The organism is Streptomyces sp. STR69, from assembly GCF_024519455.1.
GTDB lineage: Bacteria > Actinomycetota > Actinomycetes > Streptomycetales > Streptomycetaceae > Streptomyces.
In genome coordinates this window covers 374,870-401,560 of sequence record NZ_JALJRY010000005.1, presented here as the reverse complement: position 1 = coordinate 401,560, position 26,691 = coordinate 374,870, and the positions used below count along the sequence as shown (strand labels likewise).

The 26,691-nt window shown below is 70.7% G+C and carries 27 protein-coding genes and 1 pseudogene; 14 read left to right on the top strand and 14 right to left on the bottom strand.

What is annotated here, in order from left to right; translation table 11 throughout:
* Positions 1-27: 27 nt before the first annotated feature.
* Entirely contained in the window at positions 28-3,339 is a 3,312-nt protein-coding gene (locus OC490_RS12260; protein WP_262057907.1) for an AfsR/SARP family transcriptional regulator, read from the bottom strand.
* Positions 3,340-3,564: 225 nt separating this feature from the next.
* Between OC490_RS12260 and OC490_RS12255 the strand changes: the two genes are divergently transcribed.
* On the top strand, positions 3,565-4,335 hold the full coding sequence (locus OC490_RS12255; RefSeq protein ID WP_262057906.1) for a site-2 protease family protein: 771 nt from the start codon (positions 3,565-3,567) through the stop codon (positions 4,333-4,335).
* On the opposite strand, the gene OC490_RS12250 is transcribed toward OC490_RS12255, so the two are convergent.
* From OC490_RS12250 to OC490_RS12240, 3 genes are all read right to left on the bottom strand, one after another.
* Positions 4,332-4,496 (bottom strand): hypothetical protein, encoded by a 165-nt coding sequence (locus OC490_RS12250; RefSeq protein ID WP_262057905.1) that lies wholly within the window; start codon positions 4,494-4,496, stop codon positions 4,332-4,334. The genes OC490_RS12255 and OC490_RS12250 overlap by 4 nt on opposite strands.
* 63 nt (positions 4,497-4,559) lie before the next feature.
* On the bottom strand, positions 4,560-5,300 hold the full coding sequence (gene npdG, locus OC490_RS12245; protein ID WP_262057904.1) for an NADPH-dependent F420 reductase: 741 nt from the start codon (positions 5,298-5,300) through the stop codon (positions 4,560-4,562).
* Between the two features lie 79 nt (positions 5,301-5,379).
* A complete protein-coding gene (locus tag OC490_RS12240) occupies positions 5,380-6,462 on the bottom strand; it encodes a sialidase family protein (RefSeq protein WP_262057903.1) in 1,083 nt (360 codons plus the stop codon).
* A 114-nt stretch (positions 6,463-6,576) separates the two neighbouring features.
* Here OC490_RS12240 and OC490_RS12235 point away from each other — a divergent pair, with 114 nt between their 5' ends.
* Positions 6,577-7,179 (top strand): hypothetical protein, encoded by a 603-nt coding sequence (locus OC490_RS12235; RefSeq protein ID WP_262057902.1) that lies wholly within the window; start codon positions 6,577-6,579, stop codon positions 7,177-7,179.
* A 53-nt stretch (positions 7,180-7,232) separates the two neighbouring features.
* Positions 7,233-8,537: an MFS transporter gene (locus OC490_RS12230; RefSeq protein ID WP_262057901.1), complete on the top strand. Its 1,305-nt coding sequence runs from the start codon at positions 7,233-7,235 to the stop codon at positions 8,535-8,537.
* On the opposite strand, the gene OC490_RS12225 is transcribed toward OC490_RS12230, so the two are convergent.
* On the bottom strand, positions 8,538-8,768 hold the full coding sequence (locus OC490_RS12225) for a hypothetical protein (protein ID WP_200716580.1): 231 nt from the start codon (positions 8,766-8,768) through the stop codon (positions 8,538-8,540).
* A 58-nt stretch (positions 8,769-8,826) separates the two neighbouring features.
* Between OC490_RS12225 and map the strand changes: the two genes are divergently transcribed.
* A complete protein-coding gene (gene map / locus OC490_RS12220; protein WP_262057900.1) occupies positions 8,827-9,684 on the top strand; it encodes a type I methionyl aminopeptidase in 858 nt (285 codons plus the stop codon).
* 111 nt (positions 9,685-9,795) lie between these two features.
* Entirely contained in the window at positions 9,796-10,443 is a 648-nt protein-coding gene (locus OC490_RS12215) for a heme oxygenase (biliverdin-producing) (protein WP_262057899.1), read from the top strand.
* An 8-nt stretch (positions 10,444-10,451) separates the two neighbouring features.
* Here the strand turns inward: OC490_RS12215 and OC490_RS12210 are convergent, their stop codons facing one another.
* Genes OC490_RS12210 through OC490_RS12200 form a run of 3 tightly spaced genes read right to left on the bottom strand, consistent with a single transcriptional unit; the run spans position 10,452 to position 12,681 of the window.
* Positions 10,452-11,045 carry a DUF4276 family protein gene (locus tag OC490_RS12210; protein ID WP_262057898.1) on the bottom strand — a complete coding sequence of 198 codons (594 nt, stop codon included), beginning with the start codon at positions 11,043-11,045 and terminating at the stop codon, positions 10,452-10,454.
* A complete protein-coding gene (locus OC490_RS12205; RefSeq protein WP_262057897.1) occupies positions 11,035-12,144 on the bottom strand; it encodes an AAA family ATPase in 1,110 nt (369 codons plus the stop codon). Before OC490_RS12205 ends, OC490_RS12210 begins: the two co-directional genes overlap by 11 nt.
* 48 nt (positions 12,145-12,192) lie before the next feature.
* The gene (locus OC490_RS12200) at positions 12,193-12,681 is read right to left on the bottom strand and encodes an ATP-binding protein (RefSeq protein WP_262057896.1); all 489 of its coding nucleotides are present in this window, start codon (positions 12,679-12,681) and stop codon (positions 12,193-12,195) included.
* Positions 12,682-13,005: 324 nt separating this feature from the next.
* Between OC490_RS12200 and OC490_RS12195 the strand changes: the two genes are divergently transcribed.
* A complete protein-coding gene (locus OC490_RS12195; protein ID WP_262057895.1) occupies positions 13,006-13,890 on the top strand; it encodes a helix-turn-helix domain-containing protein in 885 nt (294 codons plus the stop codon).
* On the top strand, positions 13,887-14,090 hold the full coding sequence (locus OC490_RS12190) for a DUF397 domain-containing protein (RefSeq protein WP_262057894.1): 204 nt from the start codon (positions 13,887-13,889) through the stop codon (positions 14,088-14,090). Before OC490_RS12195 ends, OC490_RS12190 begins: the two co-directional genes overlap by 4 nt.
* Before the next feature lie 18 nt (positions 14,091-14,108).
* On the opposite strand, the gene OC490_RS12185 is transcribed toward OC490_RS12190, so the two are convergent.
* Together OC490_RS12185 and OC490_RS12180 are read right to left on the bottom strand one after the other, a co-directional pair.
* Positions 14,109-14,753: a PhzF family phenazine biosynthesis protein gene (locus tag OC490_RS12185; protein WP_262057893.1), complete on the bottom strand. Its 645-nt coding sequence runs from the start codon at positions 14,751-14,753 to the stop codon at positions 14,109-14,111.
* A complete protein-coding gene (locus OC490_RS12180; protein ID WP_262057892.1) occupies positions 14,746-15,636 on the bottom strand; it encodes a hypothetical protein in 891 nt (296 codons plus the stop codon). The genes OC490_RS12185 and OC490_RS12180 overlap by 8 nt, the downstream gene beginning before the upstream one ends.
* 63 nt (positions 15,637-15,699) lie before the next feature.
* Between OC490_RS12180 and OC490_RS12175 the strand changes: the two are divergent.
* From OC490_RS12175 to OC490_RS12155, 5 genes and pseudogenes are all read left to right on the top strand, one after another.
* Positions 15,700-15,918, top strand: a pseudogene (locus OC490_RS12175) (hemin ABC transporter ATP-binding protein); the annotation flags it as partial.
* A 174-nt stretch (positions 15,919-16,092) separates the two neighbouring features.
* On the top strand, positions 16,093-17,229 hold the full coding sequence (gene efeO / locus OC490_RS12170) for an iron uptake system protein EfeO (RefSeq protein ID WP_262057891.1): 1,137 nt from the start codon (positions 16,093-16,095) through the stop codon (positions 17,227-17,229).
* 9 nt (positions 17,230-17,238) lie between these two features.
* Entirely contained in the window at positions 17,239-18,525 is a 1,287-nt protein-coding gene (efeB, locus tag OC490_RS12165; RefSeq protein ID WP_262057890.1) for an iron uptake transporter deferrochelatase/peroxidase subunit, read from the top strand.
* A gap of 3 nt (positions 18,526-18,528) precedes the next feature.
* Entirely contained in the window at positions 18,529-19,401 is an 873-nt protein-coding gene (efeU, locus tag OC490_RS12160; RefSeq protein WP_262057889.1) for an iron uptake transporter permease EfeU, read from the top strand.
* Positions 19,361-20,350, top strand: coding sequence for a hypothetical protein (locus OC490_RS12155; RefSeq protein WP_262057888.1), 990 nt, complete (start codon positions 19,361-19,363; stop codon positions 20,348-20,350). Before efeU ends, OC490_RS12155 begins: the two co-directional genes overlap by 41 nt.
* 46 nt (positions 20,351-20,396) lie before the next feature.
* Here the strand turns inward: OC490_RS12155 and OC490_RS12150 are convergent, their stop codons facing one another.
* The 4 genes from OC490_RS12150 to OC490_RS12135 form a co-directional block, all read right to left on the bottom strand.
* Positions 20,397-21,134: a bifunctional DNA primase/polymerase gene (locus tag OC490_RS12150; protein ID WP_262057887.1), complete on the bottom strand. Its 738-nt coding sequence runs from the start codon at positions 21,132-21,134 to the stop codon at positions 20,397-20,399.
* A 157-nt stretch (positions 21,135-21,291) separates the two neighbouring features.
* Positions 21,292-22,278 (bottom strand): small ribosomal subunit Rsm22 family protein, encoded by a 987-nt coding sequence (locus OC490_RS12145; RefSeq protein ID WP_262057886.1) that lies wholly within the window; start codon positions 22,276-22,278, stop codon positions 21,292-21,294.
* A 113-nt stretch (positions 22,279-22,391) separates the two neighbouring features.
* The gene (locus OC490_RS12140; protein WP_262057885.1) at positions 22,392-23,567 is read right to left on the bottom strand and encodes a serine hydrolase domain-containing protein; all 1,176 of its coding nucleotides are present in this window, start codon (positions 23,565-23,567) and stop codon (positions 22,392-22,394) included.
* Positions 23,519-24,805 carry a multidrug effflux MFS transporter gene (locus tag OC490_RS12135; RefSeq protein ID WP_262057884.1) on the bottom strand — a complete coding sequence of 429 codons (1,287 nt, stop codon included), beginning with the start codon at positions 24,803-24,805 and terminating at the stop codon, positions 23,519-23,521. The genes OC490_RS12140 and OC490_RS12135 overlap by 49 nt, the downstream gene beginning before the upstream one ends.
* A gap of 87 nt (positions 24,806-24,892) precedes the next feature.
* Here OC490_RS12135 and OC490_RS12130 point away from each other — a divergent pair, with 87 nt between their 5' ends.
* Together OC490_RS12130 and OC490_RS12125 are read left to right on the top strand one after the other, a co-directional pair.
* On the top strand, positions 24,893-25,891 hold the full coding sequence (locus tag OC490_RS12130) for a Gfo/Idh/MocA family protein (protein ID WP_262057883.1): 999 nt from the start codon (positions 24,893-24,895) through the stop codon (positions 25,889-25,891).
* A 23-nt stretch (positions 25,892-25,914) separates the two neighbouring features.
* Positions 25,915-26,673 (top strand): SDR family oxidoreductase, encoded by a 759-nt coding sequence (locus OC490_RS12125; RefSeq protein WP_262057882.1) that lies wholly within the window; start codon positions 25,915-25,917, stop codon positions 26,671-26,673.
* Positions 26,674-26,691 lie beyond the last annotated feature (18 nt).

The window sequence follows — 26,691 nt, the reverse complement described above, 5'->3', positions numbered from 1 at the left end:
GTCCCGTCCCAGCGGGTTCGTGCCGGCTCACACCAGGGCGGCGGCCTCCTTCGCGGAGAGGCCGTCGCCTTCGGCGTACCCGGCCGCGCACGCCTCGTAGGCCGCGTCGCCGAGCGCGGCGCGCGCGTGCTGTTCGGCCTGGCGGTAGACCTCGCGTTCCATGAAGGTCGGGACATGCCCGGTCGGCAGCAGCGCCCGCGCCGCGACGAGGCAGCGGACGCCGTCCCTGGCCCGGTCGCCGCCGTCGATCTCGGTGAGGGCGACCGCGGCGATCCCCAGGTACAGCGAGTTCATGTGCGGGGCGATGGCCTCGGACAGCGGGTCGCCGGCCCGCTTCAGCGCCTTGCGGATCTTGTCCAGGGACTCGTCGTACTCGCCGTCGAGCGCCGCCACCCAGGCCTCGGAGCCGAGGATGAACGCGTCGAAGACGATGAAGTGCGCGATGTGGAACTCCTCGCGCAGCAGGCGCAGTTCCTCGCGCGCCTCGGCGATCCGGCCGGACATGGCGAGGCGGCTCGCGAGGAACATCCGGGCGGCGGGCATCGCCTCGGTGGCCACGCCGTGCGGCCGGTCGATGACCTCGCGCAGGATGCGCTCGCCGCGTTCGAACTCGCCCTCCTCGATGAGCACACTGCCGAGCCGGGCGCCGAGTACGGCCGTCTGCCCATGGGCGCCGAGCCGTTCGGCGTGTTCGATCGCGGCCTCGTAGTCGGCGGCGGCGAGCCGGTACTCGCCGAGGCGCTCCCGGGCCTCGGCGCGGGCGGAGAGCGCCTCGGCGACGCCCCAGATGTCGCCGATGCCAAGGAAGATCTCCAGCGACTCGTCGGCGTCCCGGGCGGCGTCGCCCGCCCAGTCGGTGCGGTTGGCGAGCATGTTGGCGCGCATCTGGAGGGTGGTGGCGAGTTCCCACTCCATGCCGGGGGTGGTCCGGCAGGTGTGGACGTCGGCGTCGAGGATCTCGGGCAGCCGCTCCACGCTGCCGCTGAGCATCACGGCGAAGAACCAGAACATGCCGGGCGTACGGCAGGTCTGCGGCAGACCCGGTTCGTAGACCTGGGCGATGAGGCCCAGCTTCTCCTTCGCGGCCGGTGTCTCCCAGGCGTCCAACTCCGTGTCCATACAGGCCAGATGGGCGAGATGGAGGCCGCGCCGGGCCTCGGCGAGGAGTTCCCCGGTGAGCGGGGGCGGGATGTCGGTGCAGCGCTGCCAGACCGGGGCGGCGCGCTGGACGGGGGCGGCGAAGGGGTCGGGGCCCAGGGCCATGACCTCGACGCACCAGTTGCGGGCCTCGATGCGGACGTCGCGCATCTGCCAGTACCAGATCAGTGACAGGACGAGACAGATGGCCTCCTGTTCGTCGCGCTCGGCGACGGCGTGCCGCAGGGCGGTGCGGAGGTTCTCGTACTCGCGCTCCAGCCGCTCCACGGCGGCGAGTTGGCCGGGGCCGCGCAGCAACGGGTCGGTGGTGCGGGCGAGTTCGCGGTAGTACGTCAGGTGGGCGCGCTCGGCGCGGGGGCGGCGGCCGGACTCGGCGAGCCGTTCGCCCGCGTACTCGGCGACGGTCTCCAGGAGCCGGTAGCGCATCTCGCCCTCGCCCGAAGGGGCCGCCACGACAAGGGACTTGTCGACGAGGGAGCCGAGCGTCTCGAACGCGACGGGTCCGCACACGGCCTCGGCGGCGGCGAGGTCGCAGCCGCCCGCGAAGACGGACAGGGTGCTCAGCACGTCCCGTTCGTCCGCGTCGAGGAGGTCCCAGGACCAGTCGACGACGGCCCGCAGGGTCTGCTGGCGGGGCAGCAGGGTGCGGCTTCCCGAAGTGAGCAGCCGGAAGCGGTCGTCGAGCCGGTCCGCGATCTGACGCGGTGTCAACATCCGTAGCCGGGCCGCCGCCAGCTCGATGGCGAGGGGCATCCCGTCGAGCCGCCGGCAGATCTCGGCGCAGGCCTCGATGTCGTCGTCGACCGCGAACCCCGGCCGGGCCGCCGCACCCCGCTCGGCGAGCAGCCGTAGCGCGACGGGGTCGGGCAGGGGCTCCACCGGGCGCAGCAACTCCCCCGGTACGCCCAGGGGTTCGCGGCTGGTGGCGAGCACGGTGAGTTCGGGGCAGCGCTCCAGCAGGGCTTCCACGAGGCGGGCGGCGGCGTCCACGACGTGCTCGCAGTTGTCGAGGACGATCAGCATCCGGCGCCGCCCGCAGTGTTCGGCGAGCCGCTCCACGGGGTCGTCGTGCCGCTCTCCCCCGGCGGCCCGGATCGCCTCGGCGCCGGCGCCGTACAGCACGGTCTCGCGCGCCCCGAGGGCGGTGAGCACGGCCTCCGGTACGGCCTCGGGGTCGTCGACGGGGGCGAGTTCGGCCAGCCACACTCCGTCCCGCGCCGCGTCCCGCACCCCTTCGGCGGCCTCCTGCGACAGCCGTGTCTTCCCGGCCCCGCCCGGCCCGAGCAGCGTCACCAGCCGGGCGGCGACGAGATCGGTCCGGATGACGTCGATGTCGGCTTCCCTGCCGACGAAGGAGGTGAGGCGGGCGCGGAGGTTGCCGGGAGGTGGTGCGGCGAGGGAGTCATCGGTCCCGGTGAGCACAGGGATGGTCCGTGTCCCGCTCTCCCCGTCCGCGGACCGCAGCAACTCCCCGTGCAGCGCCCGCAGTTCAGGCCCCGGGTCGGAGCCGAGCCGGTCCGCCAGCAGTTGTCGTACGTCCTCGTAGGCGGCCAGCGCCTCCGCCGTGCGGCCGGTGGCGCGGAGGGCCTGGAGGCGGAGGGACTGGAGGGGTTCGTCGAGGGGGTGGGTGTCGCACAGCGCGGTCAGTTCGGGCAGGGCGGTGTCCGCGTCGCCCAGGGCCAGGGCCGCCGTCAGACGGGCGCGGCGGGCGTCCAGGTGACGGGTCTCCCAGCGGGCCGCCTCCGCCGTACGGTCGGGCAGGTCCGCGAGGGCCGGGCCGCCCCACAGCGCCAGCGCGTCGTCCAGGGCCTCCGCCGCCTTCGCGGGGTTGCCGTCGGCCAGCGCCCGCAGCCCCTCGCCGGTCAGCCGCTCGAAACGGTGCAGGTCGATGTCGTCGGCGGCGACGGCGAGCCGGTAGCCGCTCTCCGTCGAGCCGATCGCGTCCGCGCCGAGCGCCCGGCGCAACCTGCCCACCAGCGCCTGCAGCGCACCCGTCGCGTCGGCGGGCGGGTCGGCGCCCCACACCTCGTCCACCAGGAAGCTCGCGGGCACGGCCCGGTCGGGCCGCAGGGCGAGCACGGTGAGCAGTGCGCGCAGCCGCGCCCCGCCGACCGGGACGGGCGTGCCGTCGGAGCGAAGTGCCTGGGTGGTACCGAGAATGCGATAGCGCACGGGGTCCATTGTCTCTGGTGGCGACGGAAGCGGTCACGGGGTTGGGGCGGCGCGGCGCCGGGCCGGCGTGCGGGAGCCGCCGCCCCGAGGGGGGGTGACGGGATCGCGGATCGCGTGCCAGAGTCCCATGCGCCCACCTTCCCCGGAACTGGTGGCCACCCGCGAGACGTTTTCCCTTGTGCCCGGTACCGTCGGGCTTCGCGTTCCACCGACCTCAACAGGGAGCCCACCCCCATGACCGCCACCACCACCCGCCCGAGCGACCGGCGGATCAGTCCCGTCTTCCTCGGGATCCTGGCCGTCACGGCGGTGACCGGCTGGGCCACCTGGACCGGGTTCGCCGAGAAGCCGGGCATCGCCGTGTTCCTGTTCGTGACGGCGGCCTGGATCGTCTCCCTGTGTCTGCACGAGTACGCGCACGCGCGCACCGCGCTGCACAGCGGTGACATCTCGATCGGCGGGAAGGGCTATCTGACCCTCAACCCGCTGAAGTACACGCACGCCCTGCTCAGCATCGTGCTCCCGGTGATCTTCGTCATCATGGGCGGCATCGGTCTGCCCGGAGGGGCCGTGTTCATCGAGCGGGGGCGGATCCACGGGCGCTGGAAGCACAGTCTCATCTCGGCGGCGGGCCCACTGACGAACGTGCTGTTCGCGGCGGTCTGCACGGCTCCGTTCTGGCTGCACTCCCTCGACGGGGTGCCGGCCGACTTCCAGTACGCGCTGGCCTTCCTGGCCCTGCTCCAGGTGACCGCGGCGATCCTGAACTTCCTGCCGGTGCCGGGCCTGGACGGCTACGGCGTGATCGAGCCCTGGCTGTCGAACGACATCAAGCGGCAGGTGGAGCCGTTCGCGCCGTTCGGCCTGCTGTTCGTGTTCGCGCTGCTGTGGGTGCCGTCGATCAACCGGGAGTTCTTCGACATGATCGACGCGGTCCTGCGGGGGCTGGGCGTGAGCGACTGGCAGACGTCGAACGGCTACAGCCTCTACCAGTTCTGGCGCTAGGCGGTGCGGCCCCGCTTGAGGTAGTACCAGCACATGTTGGACGAGAGCCCCGCGAGCAGGACCCACACGATGCCGATCCAGCTGCCCTCCACGAAGGAGACGACCGCCGCCGCCACGGCGAGCAGGCAGACGACGAGGGCGTAGAGGGCGAGGCGGGGCATGGGATCGGCTCCTGTCGAGGACGGGGGGACACTGCTGGGCAGCCACCAGTGTCCCCCACCCGCTCAGACGTCCGTGACGCGCAGCCCGGCGTGTGCCTTGTAGCGGCGGTTGACGGAGATCAGGTTCGCGACCAGGGACTCCACCTGGTGGGCGTTGCGCAGCCGGCCCGCGAAGACACCGCGCATGCCGGGGATACGGCCGGCCAGCGCCTGCACGATCTCGACGTCGGCGCGCTCCTCGCCCAGCACCATCACGTCCGTGTCGATCTCGGCGATCTCGGTGTCCATGAGCAGGACGGCCGACAGGTGGTGGAAGGCGGCGGCGACCCGCGAGTCGGGCAGCAGGGCGGCGGCCTGTTCGGCGGCGCTGCCCTCCTCCGGCTTCAGCGCGTAGGCGCCCTTCTTGTCGAAGCCGAGCGGGTTGACGCAGTCGACGACGAGCTTCCCGGCCAGCTCCTCGCGCAGCGACTCCAGGGTCTTGCCGTGGCCGTCCCAGGGCACGGCGACGATCACGACGTCGCTGCGGCGCGCGGTCTCGGCGTTGTCGGCGCCCTCGACCCCGTGGCCGAGTTCGTCGGCGGCGGCCTGCGCGCGGTCGGCGGCGCGAGAGCCGATGATCACCTTCTGGCCGGCCTTGGCGAGCCGGTAGGCGAGGCCCTTGCCCTGCGGCCCGGTCCCGCCGAGCACGCCGACGACCAGTCCGGAGACGTCGGGGAGGTCCCACGGGTCCTTGGCGGGGGCCTTCGCGGGGGCGGTCCCGGAGGCCGTCGCGGGGGTCTGTGCAGCACTGTCGGTAGAGGTCATGGGCCGACTTTACGTCCGCTATGACGCCCGCATCGGCTCAGGTGAGGTCTGTCACGGACCGGGTGAGGCACGTCACCGATCAGGTCAGACCGGTCACGGGCACCCGGCGGAACGTGATCGTCTCGTACGCCCCGAAGTCCCCGGTCTCGTAGAGGAGTCCGACCGTGTCGTCGTCGACGCGGACGAGGTCGGAGTAGGCGGCGGGCAGGCCGTCGACCGTGAACACCGGGCGCCAGGTGGTGCCGCCGTCGGCCGAGGCGCGCAGGGTCATCAGGGCGCGGGCGGCCGGGTCGCCGGGGCCGGAGTACAACAGCACGTCGGGGTCGCGGAGTTGGAGGACGCTGCCCTCGCAGACGGGGGCGGCGAGGCCGGCCTGCGGGCGGAACGGCTTGACGAGGGTCCTGCCGCCGTCCTCGGAGTACGCGTCGGCGCGGTTGCCGGGGGACGGGGAGTCGTTGCGGGTGTTGAAGTAGACGCGCCCGTCCGGGAGTTCGGCGGCGGTGGTCTCGTTGCAGTTGATGTAGCCGTCGGTGTTCTCGTCGACGTAGCCGAGGGACCAGGTCTCGCCGCCGTCGTCGCTGAGCAGGCAGTGGCCGCTGTTGTACTTGGCCTCGTTGCCGACATCGGTGCCGGTGGGCGGGACCGTGTGGTTGCCGGGGACGACCACGCGGCCGGTGCTCAGCTGGATCGCGTGCCCGGGGGTGGTGGCGTACCAGCGCCACTCGGGCTTCTTCACCTGCTCGGTGATCTCCTTGGGGTCGGACCAGGTGACCCCGTCGTCGTCGCTGTACCGCACCCACACCCGCCGCCCGTCGGCCGCCTTCACCTTGCCGCGCAGGATGGCGTCCTCGCTCGCGGAGGCGGCCGAGCGGACGTGGACGAGCAGGATGCGGCCGGTGTCCAGGACGACGGGGGCCGGGTTGCCCGCGAGGTCGGTGCCGTTGTCGGCGGCGACGGTCAACGGCTCCCAGGTGCGCCCACCGTCCGTGGAGCGGCGCAGGACGATGTCGATGTGGCCGTAGTCGCTCGCGGAGGCGATCCGGCCCTCGCAGAACGCGAGGAGGGTACCGGCGCGGGAGACCACGATCGCCGGGATCCGGTAACTCGCGTAGCCCCCTTCGCCCGCGCGGAACGGAACGGTGACTTCTGCGGGGTCTGTCATGAGGTGACTCCTCGTGCGACGTGCGGGACCGATGAGCCCGCACCATCCCCAAGTTGGGCGAATTCGTGGTGAACTCCACGTCACGAGTGGCCGGTTGCGGCAGGATGCGCGGACATGGACGCCGTACGGGTCGCGCTGCTTCGTGAAGTGCTCGCCGGGACCGAGTGGTTGGGGGCCACGCGACGGTTCGCGGGAGTGCTGCGCGGGTCCGTGGTGGCGCACGGGGGCGGGCTGCTGCTGGTGGGCACGCCCGCGTACGAGCCGTGGCATCTCGCGGCGCACCTGGTCGACGAGGCGGCCTGGTCGGGCACACCCGAACTGGCCCCGACTCTCGTACGGCACGACGCACGCCCCTCGGACCCGGCCCATCTGGCCGTCGGACTCGGCCGGATCGAGGCGGCCCGGCGCGGCGAGACGCTGCTCGTCGTGTCGCCGGAGGGGCCGGGCGATCCGCTCCTGGAACGGGTGCACGACGCCCGCCGGGCCGGGGCGACCGTCCTCTCGCTCGGCTCCGGGAACCGCGAACTGGCGTCCCTGGCCCACGAGTCGCTCGCCGTACCCGAGGGCACGGACCTGGACCTCGACACCGTGCAGCATCTGGTGAGCGCGGCGGCCGGGGAGAACGTGTTGCCGGCGGCGCGGGGGCGACGGCGTTTCCGGGACCGGCTCTCCCGCCTCACCGACCAGTTGACGGCACCGCCGCCCGCCCGCTGGTAGGGCGCCGGAAATCCGGTTGCCCGGCCCTCCCCCGGCCCCGACCATTGCCCCTCGTGACCGACAGTCCCGCTCCCCCTGCCCGCCTCCGCGCCCTCCTCCCCGACCTCGCCCCCTGGCACGCCTCCGCCGACTTCCGCAGGCTCTGGCTCGCGGGGCTGATCTCGAACTTCGGGAACTTCCTGACGTTCGTCGCACTCCCGGTACAGATCAAGGAACTCACGGGCTCCGCCGCGGCGGTGGGCGCGATCGGTGCCGTAGAACTCGTGCCGTTGATCGTGTTCGGGCTCTACGGCGGTGCGCTCGCCGACGCGTGGGACAAGCGGAAGCTGATCGTGTGGACCGAGGTCGGGCTCGGTGTGCTGTGCGGGGCGCTGCTGTTCAACTCGCTGCTGCCGGCGCCCGCCGTGTGGCCGCTGTATGTGATCGCGGCGCTGACCTCGGTGCTCGGTTCGGTCCAGCGGCCCGCGCTGGACTCGCTGTGGCCGCGGATCGTGGCGCACGAGCACATGACGGCCGCGTCCGCGCTCAACTCCCTGCGCTGGACGGTCGGCGGGGTCGTCGGACCGGCGCTGGCGGGTGTGGTGGTGGCGTTCGCGGGCCTGCCCTACGCGTTCGCGGCGGACGCGCTGACGTTCGTCGTGTCCGTGGTCCTGATCTTCCGTATCGCCTCCTCCCCCGGCGCCCACGAGGCGCGGAAGCCCTCGCTGCGGTCGATCGCGGAGGGCGCCCGGTACGCGTGGAGCCGCAAGGAGCTCCTCGGTACGTACGCGATCGACCTCGCGGCGATGTTCTTCGCGATGCCGCTGGCGGTGCTGCCGTTCCTCGCGGACGACCTGCACGCCGAGTGGGCGCTCGGGCTGATGTACTCGTCGGTCCCGGCCGGTGCCCTGCTGGTGAGTGTGACCAGCGGCTGGACCTCCCGGATCCACCGGCACGGGCGGATGGTGGTGCTGGCCGCCGCACTGTGGGGCGCGGCGATCGCCTGCGCGGGTGCCGTGGGCAACGTATGGCTGGTGCTGCTGTTCCTCACCCTCGCGGGCGGCTTCGACATGGTCAGCGGCATCTTCCGCGCCGTGATGTGGAACCAGACGATCCCGGACGAGCTGCGCGGCCGGCTCGCCGGGATCGAGCTGCTGTCCTACTCGGTGGGCCCGCAGCTGGGGCAGGTCAGGTCCGGTGGCATGGCCGCGTTGTCCGGGGTGCGGACCTCGGTGTGGGCGGGCGGGCTGATGTGCGTGGGCGCGGTGGGGCTGCTGGCCGCGGGACTGCCGAAGCTGATGTCGTACGACGCGAGGACGGACGAACACGCGCTGCGGCTGAAGGCGCAGCGGGCGGCCGACGCCACCGCCCCTGCCTGATCAGTCCTCGTCGGCGCTCCCCTTGGTGGCGTCGTGCCACTTGGGGTCGGTCTCCCACTCCAGGTTGCGCTCGCGGGCCGTCTCCATCGCGTGCTCGGCCTCCGCGCGGGTGGCGTACGGCCCGAAGCGGTCCTTGGCGGGGCACTCCGGCCCCTCCTCGACCTTCTTGTGTTCGAGGCAGTAGTACCACTCGCCGGGCTTCCCGACCGTGCGCTTCTTGAACAGGGCCATCAACGGCTCCTTTCCCTACGGCCATGTTCCCCCATGTCCGCTGGTTAGACTCGCTGGCATGTCTGGCCAGTCGCTGCTCGTACCAGGGGAGCTCTCTCCCACCCGTCCCGTGCCCGGAAACATCCGTCGCCCCGAGTACGTCGGCAAGCCCGCGCCGACCCCGTACACCGGGCCGGAGGTGCAGACCCCCGAGACGATCGAGGCGATGCGGATCGCCGGGCGGATCGCCGCGCGGGCGATGGCGGAGGCCGCGAAGGTCATCTCGCCGGGGGTGACCACGGACGAACTCGACCGGGTGGCGCACGAGTACATGTGCGACCACGGCGCCTATCCGTCCACGCTCGGCTACCGCGGCTTCCCCAAGTCCCTGTGCACCTCGCTCAACGAGGTGATCTGTCACGGCATTCCGGACTCCACGGTGCTGCGCGACGGCGACATCATCAACCTCGACGTGACGGCGTACATCGGCGGGGGGCACGGCGACAACAACGCGACGTACCTGGTCGGCGACGTCGACGAGGAGAGCCGGCTGCTGGTCGAGCGCACCCGCGAGTCCCTGGACCGGGCGATCAAGGCGGTCAAGCCGGGCCGCCAGATCAACATCATCGGCCGGGTCATCGAGTCGTACGCCAAGCGCTTCGGGTACGGCGTGGTCCGGGACTTCACCGGCCACGGCATCAACTCGTCCTTCCACTCCGGCCTGATCGTCCCGCACTACGACAGCCCGCACGCGACGACGGTCATCCAGCCCGGGATGACGTTCACCATCGAGCCGATGCTGACGCTGGGAACGTACGAGTACGACATGTGGGACGACGGGTGGACGGTCGTCACGAAGGACCGGAAGCGGACGGCGCAGTTCGAGCACACGTTGGTGGTGACGGAGACGGGGGTGGAGGTGCTCACGCTGCCGTAGCACCTGGGGACCCACTCTCAGCCGAGGGTGGGTCTTTTCTTGTACGCTTTTACCGACAGGATGTCGGCAACCTGTTGACTTAGGTAAGGCTTGCCTTAGAGGATAGAGCTCATGGACTCCTTCTCGACAGTCATCCGCGCCGCGTCCCACGAACAGCACGTGGAGGCCGAGACCTCCACCTTCATGAGCGATCTGCTCGGCGGCCGACTGGGCGTGGACGCGTACGCCCGCTACACCGAGCAACTGTGGTTCGTGTACGAGGCGTTGGAGACCGGTGCGGAGCGGCTGGCGGCGGATCCGGTGACCGGGCCGTTCATCCAGGGCGAGTTGTTCCGACTGCCGGCACTGGAGCGGGACCTCGAACATCTGCGGGGCGCGGACTGGCGGTCCGGGCTGACCGCACTGCCGGCGACCCGGGCGTACGCGGACCGGGTCCGGGAGTGCGCGGAGGAGTGGCCGGCCGGTTATGTCGCCCACCACTACACGCGCTACCTCGGCGACCTCTCCGGCGGCCAGATCATCCGCGACAAGGCGGAGCGGACATGGGGGTTCACGCGGCGGGGGGACGGGGTGCGGTTCTACGTCTTCGAGGAGATCGGCAACCCGGCGGCGTTCAAGCGGGGGTACCGGGAGCTGCTGGACGGAGTTCAGGTCGACGAGTTGGAGAAGCAGCGGATCGTGGCCGAGTGCAAGCGGGCGTTCGCGTTGAACACCGGGGTCTTTCGGGCGTTGGGCGAGGAGTTTCCGCTGAGCGCGTGACGTGGCCGTCACAAGAAGCGCAGTCGCTCCATCGCCGTACGCAAGTCACTGACCCAACGGGCATAGGCGGGAACCTGCTGCAACACCGCCAAGGACACGTGCTGGCCCAGCCGGTCGAAGTCGTACTCCGGCCGGTGCCGTGGGCCGAACGCCTCGGCCAGAGCCTTCTTCGGATCCGGGACCTTCTCGACATCGCGAGGTGACCGGACCAGGTCGCGTACCGACGCCTCCGCCATCGCCGTGGGCAGCGCTGAGGCGTCGGCCAGCATCCAGGCCTCCGTCTCCCGCACCGGGACGATCCCGACGAGCCGGTCCGCCGCACTGCCGAGCCTCGCCCGGACGGATTCGACCTTGCTCCGCTCGTTGTGATCATGATGGATCAGCACGATGTCCATGTGTTCCAGGAGCAAGGCGACCTCCTTGACCACCTCGTCGCGCGGCGCAACCGTGAAGCGACTTCCCGGTGCCGTGCCTCCGAAATCGAATCCGGGAGCGGACTGCGGCTCCAGCGCCGCCACTTGGCGGTCGATGAGCGGCAGCAGGAACCACTGGTCGCTGAGCCCCTCGGTGAGCAGCGCGATGCTCAAGTACCTAAGCCCCATGCGCGTATCCCACCGGGTCCAGGTACTGGCGTACTTCCATGGGCGTGACGTACGTACCGCGCTCACCGGTCACGCCGACCCTCCGGGCCCGCGTCAACCTGGTCGGCAACTTCCCGCTCTCCAGCCGGGTGACCGTGTCCATGAACACCACGTCCTGTGATGCCTCGTCCAGCAACGAGGCCAGCACGACCGGGGAGTGGGAGGTGACGATGATCTGGCGGAGCGCGTCACCAACGCCTTCGGCGGGCTCCTCGTACGCGGCGAGATCCGTGACGCGTGCCTTCAACCGCTCCAACAGGCGGGGGACGCGATTCGGGTGCAGGCCGTTCTCGGGTTCTTCGACCATCAGCACGCCCGGATGAGCCGGATCATGTGCGGCAGCGAGCAAGGCGAGCACCCGCAGCGTCCCACCGGACACGACGCGCGGAGCCATCCACGGCTCGTACTGGTACTGGATCCAGACGTCCCACTGGGCCTGGTCCCTGTCCTGTACGACGTCGATCTTCCGCACATCGGGCAGAACAGCCGCCGCGTCTGCCAGAAAGGCGGACTTCCGCTCCTTCGACTTCCACAAACGACCGAGTACGGCACCGAGGTTACGGCCGTCTTCGGTCAACGCCTCGATGTCGTACGCGTCAGCGGGCAGGCGCATGGCATCGGGCAGGGGATCCAGCAGGCGCCAGCCTTCGGTTGCTCGCTTCAGAGCGCGGTCCACCTCATCGCCAAAACGAGAATCTTTGATCGTCACCACAACGTCCAACGGGTCCGGCGCATTACGAAAGCCGATGTACGCGTGGACCCCTACGTGAGCCAGCTCGGGCTCCGAGGTCTCCACCAGAACATTCGCGCGGATGTGGATCTCGTCCACCAGACTCCCGTCCGGACGCCGTCGGAACAGCTCACGGGGGCCGCCCCGCCTGGCATAGCGGACCAGCGTCTGGCTGCTGGGCTCCCGGACAAGGCGACCGAGCAGAGCGATCGCTTCCAGCAGGTTGGACTTGCCGGAACCGTTCGCTCCCAGCAGGACCAGGAACGGCGGAACGTCGAGTGAGAAATCGTCGAACGTCTTGAAGCCGTCGATCTCGATCCGGGTGATCACTGCTGCTCCTCACTCACCGCGTATACGCGAAGCGGTTGCGCGGCCACACTATCCGTCCTCCCTTCGCCGTACGGCCAGCGGCTCGGTCGCATGTACGCGCAGTGCCGGCCCCTCGTCCAGCCTCAGTACGACCGTGGATTCATGCGATTCATGCTGCTCGGTATGGACATCGAGGACCGCATGCCAGGCACCCCATACCCGCACGCACTGCCCGGTCCGGACCAGGACCGCCGCAACCTCCACCTCGACGGGCTCGGCCACGATGTCCGGTGCCTTCAGCTCCGCGAACACCGTTTTGCCGATCCCGCCCGTACGTTTCTCCACGCCCCAGCGGTGGGCGAGCACCTCGACCAGGAGCAGCCCGCGCCCACCCGTTTCCTCGTCTCCGGGCTCACGTAACTCGGGCGTCCCGGCTCCCGCGTCGCTGACTTCCAGCCGTAGCATCCCTTCGTCCACCGTGCGTGCGATCCGTACGCCTACCTGGCGATCGCTCGGCGCGGGTACGCGCAGCGCGTTGGTCACGAGTTCCGAGAGCACCAACTCGGCGTTGCTCAGGACCTCTTGATCAACACCCCGTCACCGAGCACCGCGAGCAGCGCGGCCCTCGCTCTGGGCACGCTGCGATGGCAACGGGGCAGCCGGAAGGTGACTTCGTTCGGTGCAGCCGTGCGGTGGCCTCCTCGGGACTCGGCGACTGTGGCGAACTCCCCGCAGCGCGGCTCCGGTTGGAGTCGCGGACATCGGCAGAATGCCCAAGGATGATGCGATCCTGCAACGTTGCCGACTAGGATGATGCCGATATTCACTCCTTCGAGTTAAGCCACCGCCATCGCATCTGCCGTCCTGCTAGAAGGTGTTGCCATGCTTGCGAAAAGCACCACCCCCAACCCTTCGACCGTCCTCGGCCGCCAACTCGGCGACGAATTGCGCAGGTTGCGGGAAGCGGCGGAGCTGACCACCGCCCAGGCGGCCGAAGCACTGGACTGCACCAAGGGCAAGATCAGCCGGATCGAAAACGGCCGGGTCGCCGTCCGGCTCCCGGACCTGACCGCGATGCTGCACGCCTACGGAGCGACGGACACCGAGCTGCGCCGTCGGCTCTCAGAGTTGGCCCGGAAGGCCAACCGCCGTCGCAGGCAAGGGTGGTGGAACGAGTACGGATCAGTGCTCGCGGACACCTACCGCGACTACATCGCCCTGGAGGCCATGGCCGGGACGATCCATACGTTTCAGGCGCAGCTGGTCCCCGGCCTGCTCCAGACTCCGGAATACACCCGCGCCGTCACCGTCGCCTCGCGGCAATGGCAGACGGCGGACGAGATCGAGAAGTTCGTCCAGGTACGTCTCGCCCGTCAGGAACGCCTCACCGGGAACTCCCCGCTCCACCTCTGGGCAGTCCTGTCGGAGGCCGTACTCCTCCAACAGGTCGGCGGGCCGGATGTGATGAAAGGGCAGCTGGCGCAGTTGCTGGCCGCCTCGGAGCAGTCGAATGTGACCATCCAGGTGCTGCCGTTCTCCCACGGCGCCCATGCGAGTATGTTCGGGCCGTACGTAGTCTTGGGTTTCCCCGAGGAGGCAGCACTGGACGTAGTGCTGGCGGACAACCCGACCGGCTCCATGTGGTTCGAACGGGAGACTGAAGTCGCCCGTTACCAGGAGCTGTTCGACGCCGCGCGCACGTCCGCGCTCTCTCCCGTGGAATCCCTCGCCGTCATCCGACACAGGGCCAAGGAGCACAGGGCATGAACACCGCACGCCACAACACGCCGGACCTGTCGGGCGCGAGGTGGCGGTGCAGTAGCTACAGCGGTGGCAACAACGAGTGCCTCGAACTCGCCCCTGACATCCCCGCCCTCGCCCCCGTCCGCGACAGCAAAATCCCCGCCGGCCCGGTCATACCCTTCGGCCGCACTGCCTGGAGTGCCTTCGTCGCGCAGGTCAAGTAACCCTGTTCCCAAAGGCGTTCAGCGCTCCAGGAACACCCGCCCCCCGACCTCCACCCACCCCCCGGGCTGCGGCGCCGTAAGTATCTGGGACCCCGCGCCCTGAGTGATGTTGAGGGCGCGGCCCAGCTGGTCGGTCAGGAGCAGTGCTGCCGCTCCGGTGGCCTCGTCCTCGTGGATGCCGTCGTCGCGGCCGGGGAAGGCACGGGCGCGGATACGGCCCGCCGCCTCGTCCTCCCAGGCCCAGGCGTAGATCCACTCGCCGGGCGGGGGCACGGGCAGGGCGTCGACCTCGGTGGCGGTGGCGTACTGGCGCAGGGTGCGCGGCGGGGCCCACTCCGGGAGGGCCTCGATCCAGCTGAACTCGCCGTCGAGGCGGGCGCCCACGATGCCCGCCGGGGTGACCAGTTCGGGTATGTCCAGGAGCCAGGCCGTGCCGACGCAGGGGTGTCCTGCGAAGGGCAGGCGCGTGGTCGGGGTGTAGATGTCGATGACTCCGCGCTCGGGGTCGTCGACGAACACGGTCTCGCTGAAGCCGAGTTTCCCGGCGAACACCTGTCGCTCGTCCGGGTCCGGCATGACGGAGCCCTCGCGGACGACGCCGAGTTCGTTGCCGTATCCGCCGCTGGGGCCGCAGAAGACACGCAGCACGTCGTAGTCAGTCACGGGGGCATTCAAACATCGCGCGGGCGGCGAGGTCATCCCAGGCCGGGGCGCCGCCGGGGAGGGGCCATGTGGGGGTGGGTGCGTTGTCGTAGGGCAGCGAGGACAGGGTGTCGCCGAACGCCCTGTCCAGCGTGGCCCGTTGGTGGGCGAGGCCCGGGTGGGCGGGGCGCGCTGCCAGTCGTTCCAAGCGCTGTTCGTGCGCCTCGGTGATCTCGTCGGCGGTGCGGCGCCAGTCCGGCTCGTCCGGTACGCGGCGCAGCTCCACGCACGACGGCTGCGCGCCTTCCGCGAGCGCGGCCACGGCGCGGTCGTGGCCGTCGAGGATCAGCCAGCCGTCGAGGAAGGTCACCCACCACAGGAGCACGGGTGCGAGGGTGCCCTCGCGGGCGTGCTTGCGGTACGCCTTCACGCGTGGGGCGTCGGGCGGGGAGAGCCGGCGCAGGGGCAGGATGCCGTGCCAGCCACCGCCGCAGTGCAGCTCCAGGGTGCCGTTCGGCCACTCCCCCATGAAGTCCGTCGTCCAGATGCCGGGGGCGAAGTGGTCGCGCCGGGTCAAGGCCCAACGGCCGTCGTGCAGGGGGCTTTCCGGTGACTCCTCCAGCCAACGGGCGTACTGGTGGACCCAGTTGAGGTCCGAGCGCTGTTGCGCGGCACGCAGCGGCGGCAGGGGTGAGCGGTATCCGTCGTAGCGGTGCAGGGCGAGGTCGTGGCAGCAACCGTCGCCGTCCAACCAGCCCAGGAACAGCGGCCGTTCGCCCTGGCGCAGCAGTCTGCGTCCGCCGTCCGCCGTCTCGAAACGCAGCGGGGACGGGCCGGGCCGACCGGTCACGGTCAGCACCAGTCCGTCCTCCGACAGCGTCTCTCTGCGCCCCCTGATGTCCATGGAGCACAGTCTTACGCCTCGGTGACCTCCGTACGCCGCCTGCGCAGGGCGAACACCACGCACTCGGGGGACGCGGTGGTCGTGGTGCTGCACGATCTGGCGCCGGCCGCCGCCTATGCGCACCGGGTCGCGATTCTGCGCGCCGGTCGTGTCGCCGCCGACAGTCCGCCGGGGGACGTTTTCACCGAGGCGTTGCTTTCGGACGTCTACGACCAGGCAGTTGAGGTGTTTCCCCATCCGCGCACGGGGGCGACCGTCGCGGCTCCGCGCCGCTCCGCTTGACCTTCCCTTGACTGTCCCTTGGTGTGCGTTTTCCGCCGGCGAGATCAAGCCGTGTCTGTGATTTTTCTGTGGGCAGTGAATACCCACCCGGGCGGGTATGAGTGAGGTAAGCCTCAGGTAAGTTAGGGCAGCCTCACCACACTGCCTCACCGCACCCTCTCGCTTGGAGCCTGCATGCGTGCCGTCCGACTTCCCGTCGTCACCGCTGTCGCCGCCGCGACCGCACTGACCGCCGTCACGGCGTGCACCGCGAAGAGCGACGCCAAGGGCGGCGACGCGATCCAGGTGACCGCGGCCGACTCCAAGTGCACGACCTCGACCAAGTCGATACCGGCCGGCCATGTCACGCTGAAGATCGAGAACACCGGCTCGAAGGCGACCGAGGTCGAGATCCTCTTCCCGGACGACCGGATCGTCTCCGAGAAGGAGAACATCGGGCCGGGCACCAAGTACACGCTCACCGCCGAGGTGAAGGCGGGGTCGTACGAGATCGCCTGCCGTCCGGGGATGAAGGGCCACGGGGTGCGGCAGCAGCTGACCGTCACCGGTGGCTCGGTCGCCAAGCGCGACCCGAAGCTGGACGCGGCCGTCGCCGCCTACCGCGAGTACGCGCAGAACGAGGCCGACGCGACGATCCCGAAGGTGGAGACGTTCGTCAACGCCATCAAGGCGGGCGACCTCACCGCCGCCAAGAACGCCTACGCCCCCTCCCGCGTCGGCTGGGAGAGCACCGAGCCGATCGCCGAGTCGTTCGGGGACATCGACCCCAAGACCGACACCCGCGCCGACGGCCTGGAGAAGGGCCAGAAGTGGACCGGCTGGCACGCGCTGGAGAAGGCCCTGTGGCAGGACAAGAAGATCGGCGCCGAGCAGAAGGCCCTCGCCGATGAGCTGCTCACCGATCTGAAGGACTGGCAGAAGCGGGTCGGCAAGGCCGAGATCACCCCGACCTCCATGGCCAACGGCGCCAAGGAACTCCTCGACGAGGTCGCCACCGGCAAGGTCACCGGCGAGGAGGACCGTTACTCGCACACCGACCTGAGCGACTTCAAGGCCAACGTCGACGGTGCCAAGAAGGCGTACGAACTCCTGAAGCCGGTCGCGCAGAAGAACGACGCGGCGCTGACCGCCGAGCTGGACAAGCAGTTCGCCGCGATCGACACGCTGCTCGACAAGTACCGCTCCACGTCGACCTCGGACGGCTTCGTGTCGTACGACAAGGTCACCGCAGACCAGCGCAAGGAGCTGTCGGACGGGGTCAACGCCCTCGCGGAGCCGCTGTCGAAGCTCGCCGCCGCAGTTGTGAAGTAGGGGATCACCATGGCCGAGACCCCGAAATCCGAGACCCTGAAATCCGAGAGCCCCTCCCGCCGTTCGCTCATCGGCTGGGGCGGTGCCGGGCTCGCGCTCGGTGCCGTCGCGGCCGGTGGCGCGGTGGCGATGAGCCGTGTCGGCGACGACGTCGACCCGACGGCAGCCGAGACGGGTGCCGCGGTCGCCTTCCACGGCGCCAACCAGGCGGGCATCGCCACGCCCGTGCAGGACCGGCTGCACTTCGCGGCGTTCGACGTGAAGACCGACGACCGCGCCGAGTTCGTGCAGATGCTGAAGGACTGGACGGCCGCCGCCCGCCGGATGACCGGCGGGCACGCGGTCGGCGACGGGGCCTACGGCGGGCTCGCCGAGGCGCCGCCGGACGACACCGGTGAGGCGCTGGGCCTGAAACCCTCGCGACTGACCCTCACCATCGGCTTCGGGCCGTCGTTCTTCGAGAAGTTCGGGCTCAAGGACAGCCGTCCCGAGGCTCTCGTCGACCTTCCGCAGTTCCCCGGCGACAACTTCGACAAGTCCCGTACCGGCGGCGACCTCTGCGTACAGGCGTGCGCGGACGACCCGCAGGTCGCCGTACACGCGATCCGCAACCTGGCCCGGATCGGCTTCGGCAAGGTCGCCGTCCGCTGGTCCCAACTCGGCTTCGGGAAGACGTCGTCCACGACCCCCGGTGCCCAGACCCCCCGGAATCTCATGGGGTTCAAGGACGGCACCCGCAACATCGCGGGCACCGAGACGGACCGGCTGAAGAAGTTCGTGTGGGTCGACGAAGGGGACGTAGGCAAGAACTCGGCCTGGATGACCGGGGGTTCGTATCTCGTCGCCCGGCGCATCCGGATGAACATCGAGACCTGGGACCGGACCTCGCTCCAGGAGCAGGAGGACGTCTTCGGCCGCGACAAGGGCGAGGGCGCGCCGGTCGGCAAGGCCAAGGAGCACGACGTACCGTTCCTGAAGGCGATGAAGCCCGACGCGCACGTCCGGCTCGCGCACCCCGACTCCAACGGCGGGGTCACCATCCTGCGCCGGGGCTACTCCTTCACCGACGGCACCGACGGCCTCGGCCGCCTCGACGCGGGCCTGTTCTTCCTGGCCTACCAGCGCGACGTCCGCAAGGGATTCATCCCGCTGCAGCGCAGGCTGTCGGCGACCGACGCGCTCAACGAGTACATCCAGCACGTGGGTTCGGCGGTCTTCGCCGTCCCGCCGGGCGTCCGGGACAAGGACGACTGGTGGGGCAGCACGCTGTTCTCCAAGGACGCGAAGGAGTCGTAGACCGTGTTCTCCAACTATCTGATCGGTCTGCGCGAGGGCCTGGAGGCCAGCCTCGTCGTCTGCATCCTGATCGCCTATCTGGTCAAGACGGACCGGCGGGACGCGCTGAAGCCGATCTGGATCGGCATCGTCGTCGCCGTCCTCATCGCGATGGGCTTCGGGTGCGCGCTCGAATTCGGCTCCCAGGAGATGACGTTCCAGGCCCAGGAGGCGCTCGGCGGCTCGCTGTCGATCCTCGCGGTCGGGCTGGTGACGTGGATGGTGTTCTGGATGCGGCGCACCGCCCGGCACCTCAAGTCCGAACTGCACGGCAAGCTGGACGCGGCCCTCGCGATGGGCACCGGCGCGCTGGTCGCCACCGCGTTCCTCGCGGTGGGCCGCGAGGGCCTGGAGACCGCGCTGTTCGTGTGGGCGTCGGTGCACGCGGCGAGCGACGGCACCCCGCGCCCGCTGGTCGGCGTCGGACTGGGCCTGGCCACCGCCGTGTTCCTCGGCTGGCTGTTCTACCGCGGCGCCCTGAAGATCAACCTCGCGAAGTTCTTCACCTGGACCGGCGCGATGCTCGTCGTGGTCGCGGCGGGTGTGCTGGCCTACGGCTTCCACGACCTCCAAGAGGCCGACTGGATCCCGGGGTTGACGAATCTGGCCTTCGACATCAGCGGCACGATCCCGCCGGACAGCTGGTACGGCACCCTCCTCAAGGGCGTCTTCAACTTCCAGCCGGACCCGACCGTCCTGCAGATCACGGTGTGGCTGCTGTACCTGATCCCCACGCTCACCCTGTTCTTCGCCCCGGTAGGGTTCGCCTCCGGGAAGGGGAAGGTGAAGACACCTGATGAGCAGGGATCGCAGCCCTCGAAGGCTCCGCAGGCTTGACCGGCGCGTACTGATAGCGGCTTCGATGACCGCTTTGTCGCTGACGGCGAGCGGATGCGTGGTGGTCCACGGGGAACGCGAGGTCCTCCCGGCCACCACGCGCGCCGAGGCCGCCAAGGCGCTCCAGCAGTTCACGACCGCGTACAACGCGGCGGACAAGGCGTACGACAGTTCCCTGGACGCCGCGCATGTCACCGGCGCGCTCGGTGACATCGACGCGGCACGGCTGAAGGCGGGACACACCAACCACCCGTCGGGGAACCCGAGTTACACCCCGCTGGAGCTGACGGACGCGAAGTTCACCATCCCGAAGAAGGCCGGCTGGCCGCGCTGGTTCCTCGCCGACACCGCCGCCAACAAGGGCGGCAGCGCCCGCTGGCTGCTGGTGTTCACCCGCAACGACCTGTCCGAGCCGTGGCAGGTGGCGTATCTGACGCTGCTCGCGCCCACCGCCGTACCGAAGTTCAGGACCGACAAGGACGGCTGGGCCGAGGCAGTGCCCGTCAACTCGGCCGAACTCGCCGTCGCGCCAGGGGACTTGAGCAAGAGCTACGCGACATACCTGAAGAGCGGCGGGACGGACTTCGCGGACGGCGCGCACACCAGCGCGTGGCGCGCGGACCGCGAGAAGGCCACCAAGCCCGGTCTGGCCGTCCAGTTCCTCGACGAACCGGTGACGAACGGCGACTACGCGCCGCTGGCGCTGCGCACCGCGGACGGCGGAGCGCTGGTGTTCTACACCACGCGCTACTTCCAGAAGGAGACCGCGGCGACGGGCACCTCGGTGCCGGCTCAGAACAAGGACGTGCAGGCGCTGACGACGGGCGCCGTGCAGCAGTCCCTCACCCTCCAACTCGTGTCCAACCAGGTTGCGTTGGACCCGAAGCGGGGCGGCAAGGTGTCGGTGCTGGGCCGGATCGAGGGGCTGACCTCCGCACAGGGCGGCTGACGGATCGGGCGGTCGAAAACCCCTGGCGGTCAGCGCGCCCCGGCGGTCAACGGCCCAGTGGCCAGGCCTCGTTCGCGCGGTCGGAGTCCTGGCCGGCGTGGCGGGCGCAGGCGTCCGTGAGGGTTTCCAGGAGGGTCAGCGGGTCGGGCAGGGGATGCTCGGGACCGCGTACCCAGTGCACGGACTGGTTGTCGCCGGGCAGTTGGGCCGGGGGGACCAGGACGTAGGAACCGCGGCAGTGCCAGCGCAGCCCCGGGTGTTCGTCCATCGTCTCGGGGTGGCAGTCGAGTTCGCACGGCCACCACTCGTCCTCGTCCTCGGGGGTGCCGCGGGTGAGGGTGAAGAAGAGCAGCCGTCCGTCGTCGCTCGCGGCGACGGGTCCGACCTCGATACCGGCGGCGAGCAGCCGCTCCAGCGCCTCGTGGCCGGCCTCCAGGGGGACGTCGAGGACGTCGTTGACCATGCCGGTCGCGGTGATGAAGTTGGCCTGCGGCTGGTGGCGGGCCCAGCGCTCGATCTGCGCACGGTCGGTCGTGGACTGCGTCTGCCAGGCGAACGACACCGGGTGCCGGGCGGGTGTGGGGCAGCCCACACGGTCGCACGAACATCGGTACCCCGGGGCCGGGTGCGCGGCGGGCGCGAGCGGCAGTCCCGCTCCGGCGGCGGCGAGCAGCAGCGCCTCGCGCCCACTGCCGTCGGCGGCCTCCTCCTGCGGGCGGCGTCCGCGCAGCCACGAGGAGAGTCTGCCCTGCCGACCGGTCCGGCCACCGAACGTCGCGCTCATCTATCTCCTCGCCTCGCTGTTGTCGCCCTGCTGTTCTTGTCCTGTTGTTGTACGGAGAACTTCCCCCATGGTCGCACCATCCTGCGCCCGGGGAGGCGGTACCCCACATGCGGGGTAGGCGGGACGAGACACACGTGTGGCAGTTTCGGCGAAAGTGTCATACTTTTTTGGGCCAGGGGTCTCCCCAGCTCGCGTCCCGTGCCGCCTTGTACAGGTCGCCGTGGCGTTTGGTGACCGTTGTCCGGCGCAGGTGCTCGTCGCTCTCGCAGAGGTCGAGGAGTACCTGCCCCTTGCGGATCTGCGGACGCCGTACGACCCGGGCGGGGGCGGGTTCGACGGGGAGGCGGGTGGCGGCGACGTAGCTGAACTTCTCGTCCTCGTACGGCAGCGAGCCGCCCTTCACCTGCCGGTGCAGGGAGGAACGGCTGACCCGGGCCGAGAAGTGGCACCAGTCCTCGCCGGGAACGATCGGGCAGGCGGCGCTGTGCGGGCAGGGGGCGGCGATGCGGAACCCGGCGCCGATCAGCCGGTCGCGGGCCTCGATGACACGGGCGTAGCCGTCGGGGGTGCCGGCTTCGACGATCACGACGGCCTGGGCCGCGTCGGCGGCGGCGTCGACGAGGGCGGCGCGGTCGGGGACCGTGAGTTCGTTGAGGACGTAGGAGACGGTGACGAGGTCGGTGGGGTCGAGGGTGAGCGCCGAGCCGATGCGGGCCCGCCGCCAACTGGCGTTCCGCAGGCCGGGGTTGGCGGCGGCGATCTCTCTCCCCAGCGTGAGTGCGGGCTCGGCCCAGTCGAGTACGGTCACCGGGCGGTCGCCGGACCAGGTGGCGGTGACGGCCCAGGTCGCGGCGCCGGTACCACCGCCGACGTCCGTGTGCCCCTGCGGAGCCCAGCCGGGCACGGCATCGGCGAACGCGTCCAGCGCGGAGCGTACGGCTTCGAAGGTGGCCTGCATCCGGTAAGCGGCGTAGGCGACGACGTCCGCGCGGTCCCTGAGGATCGGGGCGTCGGTCGGGGTGGCCCCGCGGTACTTGCCGATCAGGCGTTCTACGGCGCCGGCGGCCTGCCGGGGCGGAAGCCCGCCGAGCAGCGCGGCGAGCGCGGTACGGAGGGTTTCGGCCGGGGTCACGGGGTCGTTCACCCGCCGATTCTAAGTGGCCCGGGGTCCGTGCCGACGCCCCTGGGGGCTCCGCCCCCAGACCCCCGGGACCTGTGCCCGCCCACCACCCGACTCGGATGCTGAAAAGGCTCACCTCAAAAACCCCGTACCGCCCGCGCCAGCCGCGTCCCCGCCGCCGCCCTCGGCCCACTGTCCGGCCCCCGCCTCCGGGGATGCACCGTGTTCGCCAACAACACCAGGAACGTGTCCGTCGCCGGATCCAGCACCAGCGACGTTCCCGTGAAGCCCGTGTGGCCCACTGCCCCGCGCCCCGCCAACTCCCCCATGAACCAGGCCTGGTCGACGGCGAAGCCCAGCCCGGGCGGGGTCAGGAGCAGCTCCACATAGTCCGTGCCGAGGATGCGGGCGGGGCCGTAGGAACCCCCGGCCAGGAGGGTGCGGCAGAAGATCGCCAGGTCTCGGGCCGTCGAGAACAGGCCCGCGTGGCCGGCCACGCCACCCAGCGCCCACGCGTTCTCGTCGTGGACGACGCCCCGCAGCATTCCCCGGTCCGCCTTGGCCCACGGGCGGCGCTGGTCCTCGGTGGCCGCCGCGCCGGGGCACGGGCCGAAGTCGGTGGACGTCATGCCCAGGGGGCGGGTGATGCCGTCGTGGACGAGGACGTCGAGGGTGCGTCCGCTGACGCGTTCCAGGACGAACTGGAGCAGGAGGAGGTTCAGGTCGGAGTAGAGATACGTGCCCGGCTCGGCCACCGGTGCCTCCGCCCGCAGCATCGCCAGGCGTTCCGCGTCGTCCGCGCAGGCGTACAGCGGGAGTTCGGGGCGCAGACCGGACGTGTGGGTGAGGAGTTGGCGGACGGTGATGTCGTGGCGAACGGCGGCGCGGAAGTCCGGGAGGTAGGCGCCGACGCGGGCGTCGATGCCGAGGGTGCCCCGCTCGATCTGCTGCATCGCGGCCACCGCCGTGAAGAGTTTGGTGAGGGACGCCAGGTCGAAGGGGGTGTCGACCGTTGTCCGGACACGGGAGGCGACCGGGAGTTCGACGCCCCGGTCGGTCTCGGGGTCGTAGGCCGAATACCGTACGGCCCAGCCCGCCGCCTCCTCCACGGCGATCACCGGGCCGCGCCCTGCGACCACGACGGCGCCCGCAGCCCAGGGGCGGTCGCCGGTGGTGAGGTCGTGGACCTCCCGGATCAGGTGACGGAGCTCCCCGGGGTCGAGGCCGGCTCGTTCCGGTGTGTCGCTGCGCAGTCTCGGGGCGCTCAGCTGCCCACTCCCTCCGGAGTCGTACGGGTGTTCCAGGGTCGGCACATTCCCACGAAGCAGGCCACCGCCACCAGTGCGGCCACCAGTTGGACGACGGCCATGGGTACGGCGGTGTGTTCGCCCGCGATGCCGACGAGCGGGGAGGCCACGGCTCCGACGAGGAAGGAGGACGTGCCCAGCAGGGCGGAGGCGGAGCCCGCGGAGTGCTTGGTGCGCATGAGGGCGAGGGTCTGGGCGTTGGGGAGGGTCACACCCATCGCCGACATCAGGACGAAGAGCGCGGTGGCCACCGGGGCCAGGCCCACCTCTCCGAACGCGCCCGTCGCCATCAGGAGCAGGGCCGTCGCCGCCGCTACCACCACCGCCAGGCCCGCGCCCAGCACCTTGTCCATGGAGACCCGGCCGACCAGCAGCTTGCCGTTGATCTGCCCGACCGCGACCAGGCCGACCGAGTTGACGCCGAACAGCAGGCTGAAGGTCTGCGGGGAGGCGCCGTAGATCTCCTGGACGACGAAGGGGGACGCGGAGATGTAGGCGAACAGGGCGGCGAAGGCGAAGCCGCCGGTGAGCATGTAGCCGGTGAAGGGGAGGTCGGCGAGGAGGCGGCGCATGGAGCGCAGGGCCTCGCCGGTGCCGCCGATGTGCCGGTCGGCGGGGGCGAGGGTCTCGGGGAGGCGGGTCCAGACGAGGACGGCGAGGGCGGCCCCGACGAAGGTCAGGATGACGAACACGCCCCGCCAGTCCGTCACCCGCAGGATCTGGCCGCCGACGAGCGGCGCGACGATGGGGGCAACCCCGGAGACCAGCATGAGGGTGGAGAAGAAGCGGGCCATGGCGACGCCGTCATAGAGGTCTCGTACGACGGCCCGTGCGATCACTATTCCGGCCGCGCCCGCGAGGCCCTGGAGCAGGCGGAAGGCGACCAGGAACTCCACGTCCGGCGCGAACGCGCACAGGGCGGTCGCGACGACGTAGACGGCGAGGCCGGTCAGCAGCGGGCGTCTGCGGCCCCATCTGTCGCTCATCGGGCCGACCACCAGCTGCCCGAGCGCCATGCCGGCGAGGCACGCGGTGAGGGTGAGCTGGACGGTCGCGGCGGGCGCGTGCAGGGCGCGGGTGACGGCCGGGAGCGCGGGGAGGTACATGTCCATCGACAGCGGCGGGGTCGCGGTGAGGCCGCCGAGGACGAGGACGACGAGGAGGCCCGCGCGGCGGGTCGCCTTGAGCGACGACGGTACGGCGGACTGCGGCGCGGCCGGTGCCTGCGCCCTCTGCTCGGGCATGTGCCCCTCCCTCCCTGGCTGATCCGCCACCTATGCTCTCAGCTCGTACGGGGTGCCGAGGGTCTGGTGAACGAGGGTGGGGCCGCGATGACGGAAGAGAAGGTGCGCTGGGGGATCCTGGCGACCGGTGGGATCGCCGCCGCGTTCACGGCGGCGCTGGTCGATCTGCCGGACGCCGAGGTGGTCGCGGTGGCCTCGCGGACGGAGGAGTCGGCGAAGGCGTTCGCGGACCGGTTCGGGATCGAGCGGGCCTACGGCGACTGGGCCGCGCTGGCACAGGACGGGGACATCGATGTCGTCTACGTCGCCACCCCGCACTCGGCGCACCGCGCGGCGGCCGGTCTCTGTCTGGAGGCCGGACGCAATGTGCTCGTCGAGAAGGCCTTCACCCTCAACTCCCGTGAGGCCACGGAGCTCGTGGAGCTGGCGAGGGCGCGCGGCAGCTTCCTGATGGAGGCCATGTGGATGTACTGCAATCCGCTGGTACGGCGGCTGAAGGCCCTTGTGGACGACGGCGCGATCGGTGAAGTCCGCACGATCCAGGCCGACTTCGGGCTCGCGGGGCCGTTCCCGCCCTCGCACCGGCTGCGGGACCCGGCGCAGGGCGGCGGCGCGCTGCTGGACCTCGGGGTGTACCCGGTGTCGTTCGCGCACCTGCTGCTCGGTGAGCCCGCCGACATCAAGGCGTCGGCCGTGCTCTCCGCCGAGGGCGCCGATCTGCAGACGGCGGCCCTGTTCTCGTGGGACAGCGGCGCGCTGGCGGCGCTGCACTGCTCGATCGTCGGGGGTACGGGGACGTCGGCGTCGGTGACCGGTTCGCTGGGCCGGATCGACATCCCGGACGGTTTCTTCCACCCGGAGCGGTTCGTGCTGCACCGGGACGGCCGTGACCCCGAGGAGTTCGTGCTCGACCCGGTGGACGGGCCGCGCAACACGCTGCGGCACGAGGCGGCGGAGGTGATGCGCGCGCTGCGGGCCGGGGAGACCGGGTCGCCGCTGGTGCCGCTTGAGGGCACGCTCGCGGTGATGCGCACGCTGGACGCGGTACGGGAGCGGATCGGGGTGCGGTACCCGCAGGAGGGGTGACTCCGGCTCGTAGGCTGCGGTCCATGAACGCTGAGCAATCGAGGATCGCCGTGGTGACCGGCGCGGGCTCCGGGATCGGCCGCGCGGTCGCCGTGGAACTGCTGGGCGGGGGCTGGTCGGTGGCGCTGGCCGGCCGCCGCATCGGGACGCTGGAGGAGACGGCCGCGCTGGGGCCCGAGGGCGCCTCCCTCGCCGTAGCGACGGATGTGGCGCGGCCGGAGGACGTGGCCGCCTTGTTCGCGGCGACCGTGGAGCGGTTCGGGCGGGTGGATCTGCTGTTCAACAACGCGGGGACGTTCGGGCCCGGTGGGGTGCCGGTGGAGGAGTTGCCGTACGACGCGTGGCGGCATGTGGTGGACACCAATCTCAACGGGGCGTTCCTGTGCGCGCAGGCGGCGTTCCGGCAGATGAAGGGGCAGGCGCCGCAGGGCGGGCGGATCATCAACAACGGGTCGATCTCCGCGCACACGCCCCGGCCGCACTCGGTGGCCTACACGGCGACCAAGCACGCGCTGACGGGGCTGACGAAGTCGCTGTCGCTGGACGGGCGGCCGTACTCGATCGCGGTCGGGCAGATCGACATCGGGAACGCGGCGACGGACATGACGCGGCGGATGGAAACCGGGGCGTTGCAGGCCAACGGGGTGGTAGCCCCGGAACCGGTGATGGATGTCGCGGATGTGGCGCGCACGGTGCGGCACATGGCGGAGCTGCCGTTGGCGGCGAATGTGCAGTTCGCGACGGTGTTGGCGACCTCGATGCCGTATGTGGGCCGTGGCTGAGGCAAGTTGCACAAACGG

What these genes read in the sequence shown, in the direction of transcription:
- OC490_RS12260 (WP_262057907.1), bottom strand. Translation starts at nt 3,339, where the DNA reads ATGGACCCCGTGCGCTATCGCATTCTCGGTACCACCCAGGCACTTCGC.
- OC490_RS12255 (WP_262057906.1), top strand. Translation starts at nt 3,565, where the DNA reads ATGACCGCCACCACCACCCGCCCGAGCGACCGGCGGATCAGTCCCGTC.
- OC490_RS12250 (WP_262057905.1), bottom strand. Translation starts at nt 4,496, where the DNA reads ATGCCCCGCCTCGCCCTCTACGCCCTCGTCGTCTGCCTGCTCGCCGTG.
- npdG (WP_262057904.1), bottom strand. Translation starts at nt 5,300, where the DNA reads ATGACCTCTACCGACAGTGCTGCACAGACCCCCGCGACGGCCTCCGGG.
- OC490_RS12240 (WP_262057903.1), bottom strand. Translation starts at nt 6,462, where the DNA reads ATGACAGACCCCGCAGAAGTCACCGTTCCGTTCCGCGCGGGCGAAGGG.
- OC490_RS12235 (WP_262057902.1), top strand. Translation starts at nt 6,577, where the DNA reads ATGGACGCCGTACGGGTCGCGCTGCTTCGTGAAGTGCTCGCCGGGACC.
- OC490_RS12225 (WP_200716580.1), bottom strand. Translation starts at nt 8,768, where the DNA reads ATGGCCCTGTTCAAGAAGCGCACGGTCGGGAAGCCCGGCGAGTGGTAC.
- map (WP_262057900.1), top strand. Translation starts at nt 8,827, where the DNA reads ATGTCTGGCCAGTCGCTGCTCGTACCAGGGGAGCTCTCTCCCACCCGT.
- OC490_RS12215 (WP_262057899.1), top strand. Translation starts at nt 9,796, where the DNA reads ATGGACTCCTTCTCGACAGTCATCCGCGCCGCGTCCCACGAACAGCAC.
- OC490_RS12210 (WP_262057898.1), bottom strand. Translation starts at nt 11,045, where the DNA reads ATGGGGCTTAGGTACTTGAGCATCGCGCTGCTCACCGAGGGGCTCAGC.
- OC490_RS12195 (WP_262057895.1), top strand. Translation starts at nt 13,006, where the DNA reads ATGCTTGCGAAAAGCACCACCCCCAACCCTTCGACCGTCCTCGGCCGC.
- OC490_RS12190 (WP_262057894.1), top strand. Translation starts at nt 13,887, where the DNA reads ATGAACACCGCACGCCACAACACGCCGGACCTGTCGGGCGCGAGGTGG.
- OC490_RS12180 (WP_262057892.1), bottom strand. Translation starts at nt 15,636, where the DNA reads ATGGACATCAGGGGGCGCAGAGAGACGCTGTCGGAGGACGGACTGGTG.
- efeO (WP_262057891.1), top strand. Translation starts at nt 16,093, where the DNA reads ATGCGTGCCGTCCGACTTCCCGTCGTCACCGCTGTCGCCGCCGCGACC.
- efeB (WP_262057890.1), top strand. Translation starts at nt 17,239, where the DNA reads ATGGCCGAGACCCCGAAATCCGAGACCCTGAAATCCGAGAGCCCCTCC.
- OC490_RS12155 (WP_262057888.1), top strand. Translation starts at nt 19,361, where the DNA reads ATGAGCAGGGATCGCAGCCCTCGAAGGCTCCGCAGGCTTGACCGGCGC.
- OC490_RS12150 (WP_262057887.1), bottom strand. Translation starts at nt 21,134, where the DNA reads ATGAGCGCGACGTTCGGTGGCCGGACCGGTCGGCAGGGCAGACTCTCC.
- OC490_RS12135 (WP_262057884.1), bottom strand. Translation starts at nt 24,805, where the DNA reads ATGCCCGAGCAGAGGGCGCAGGCACCGGCCGCGCCGCAGTCCGCCGTA.
- OC490_RS12130 (WP_262057883.1), top strand. Translation starts at nt 24,893, where the DNA reads ATGACGGAAGAGAAGGTGCGCTGGGGGATCCTGGCGACCGGTGGGATC.
- OC490_RS12125 (WP_262057882.1), top strand. Translation starts at nt 25,915, where the DNA reads ATGAACGCTGAGCAATCGAGGATCGCCGTGGTGACCGGCGCGGGCTCC.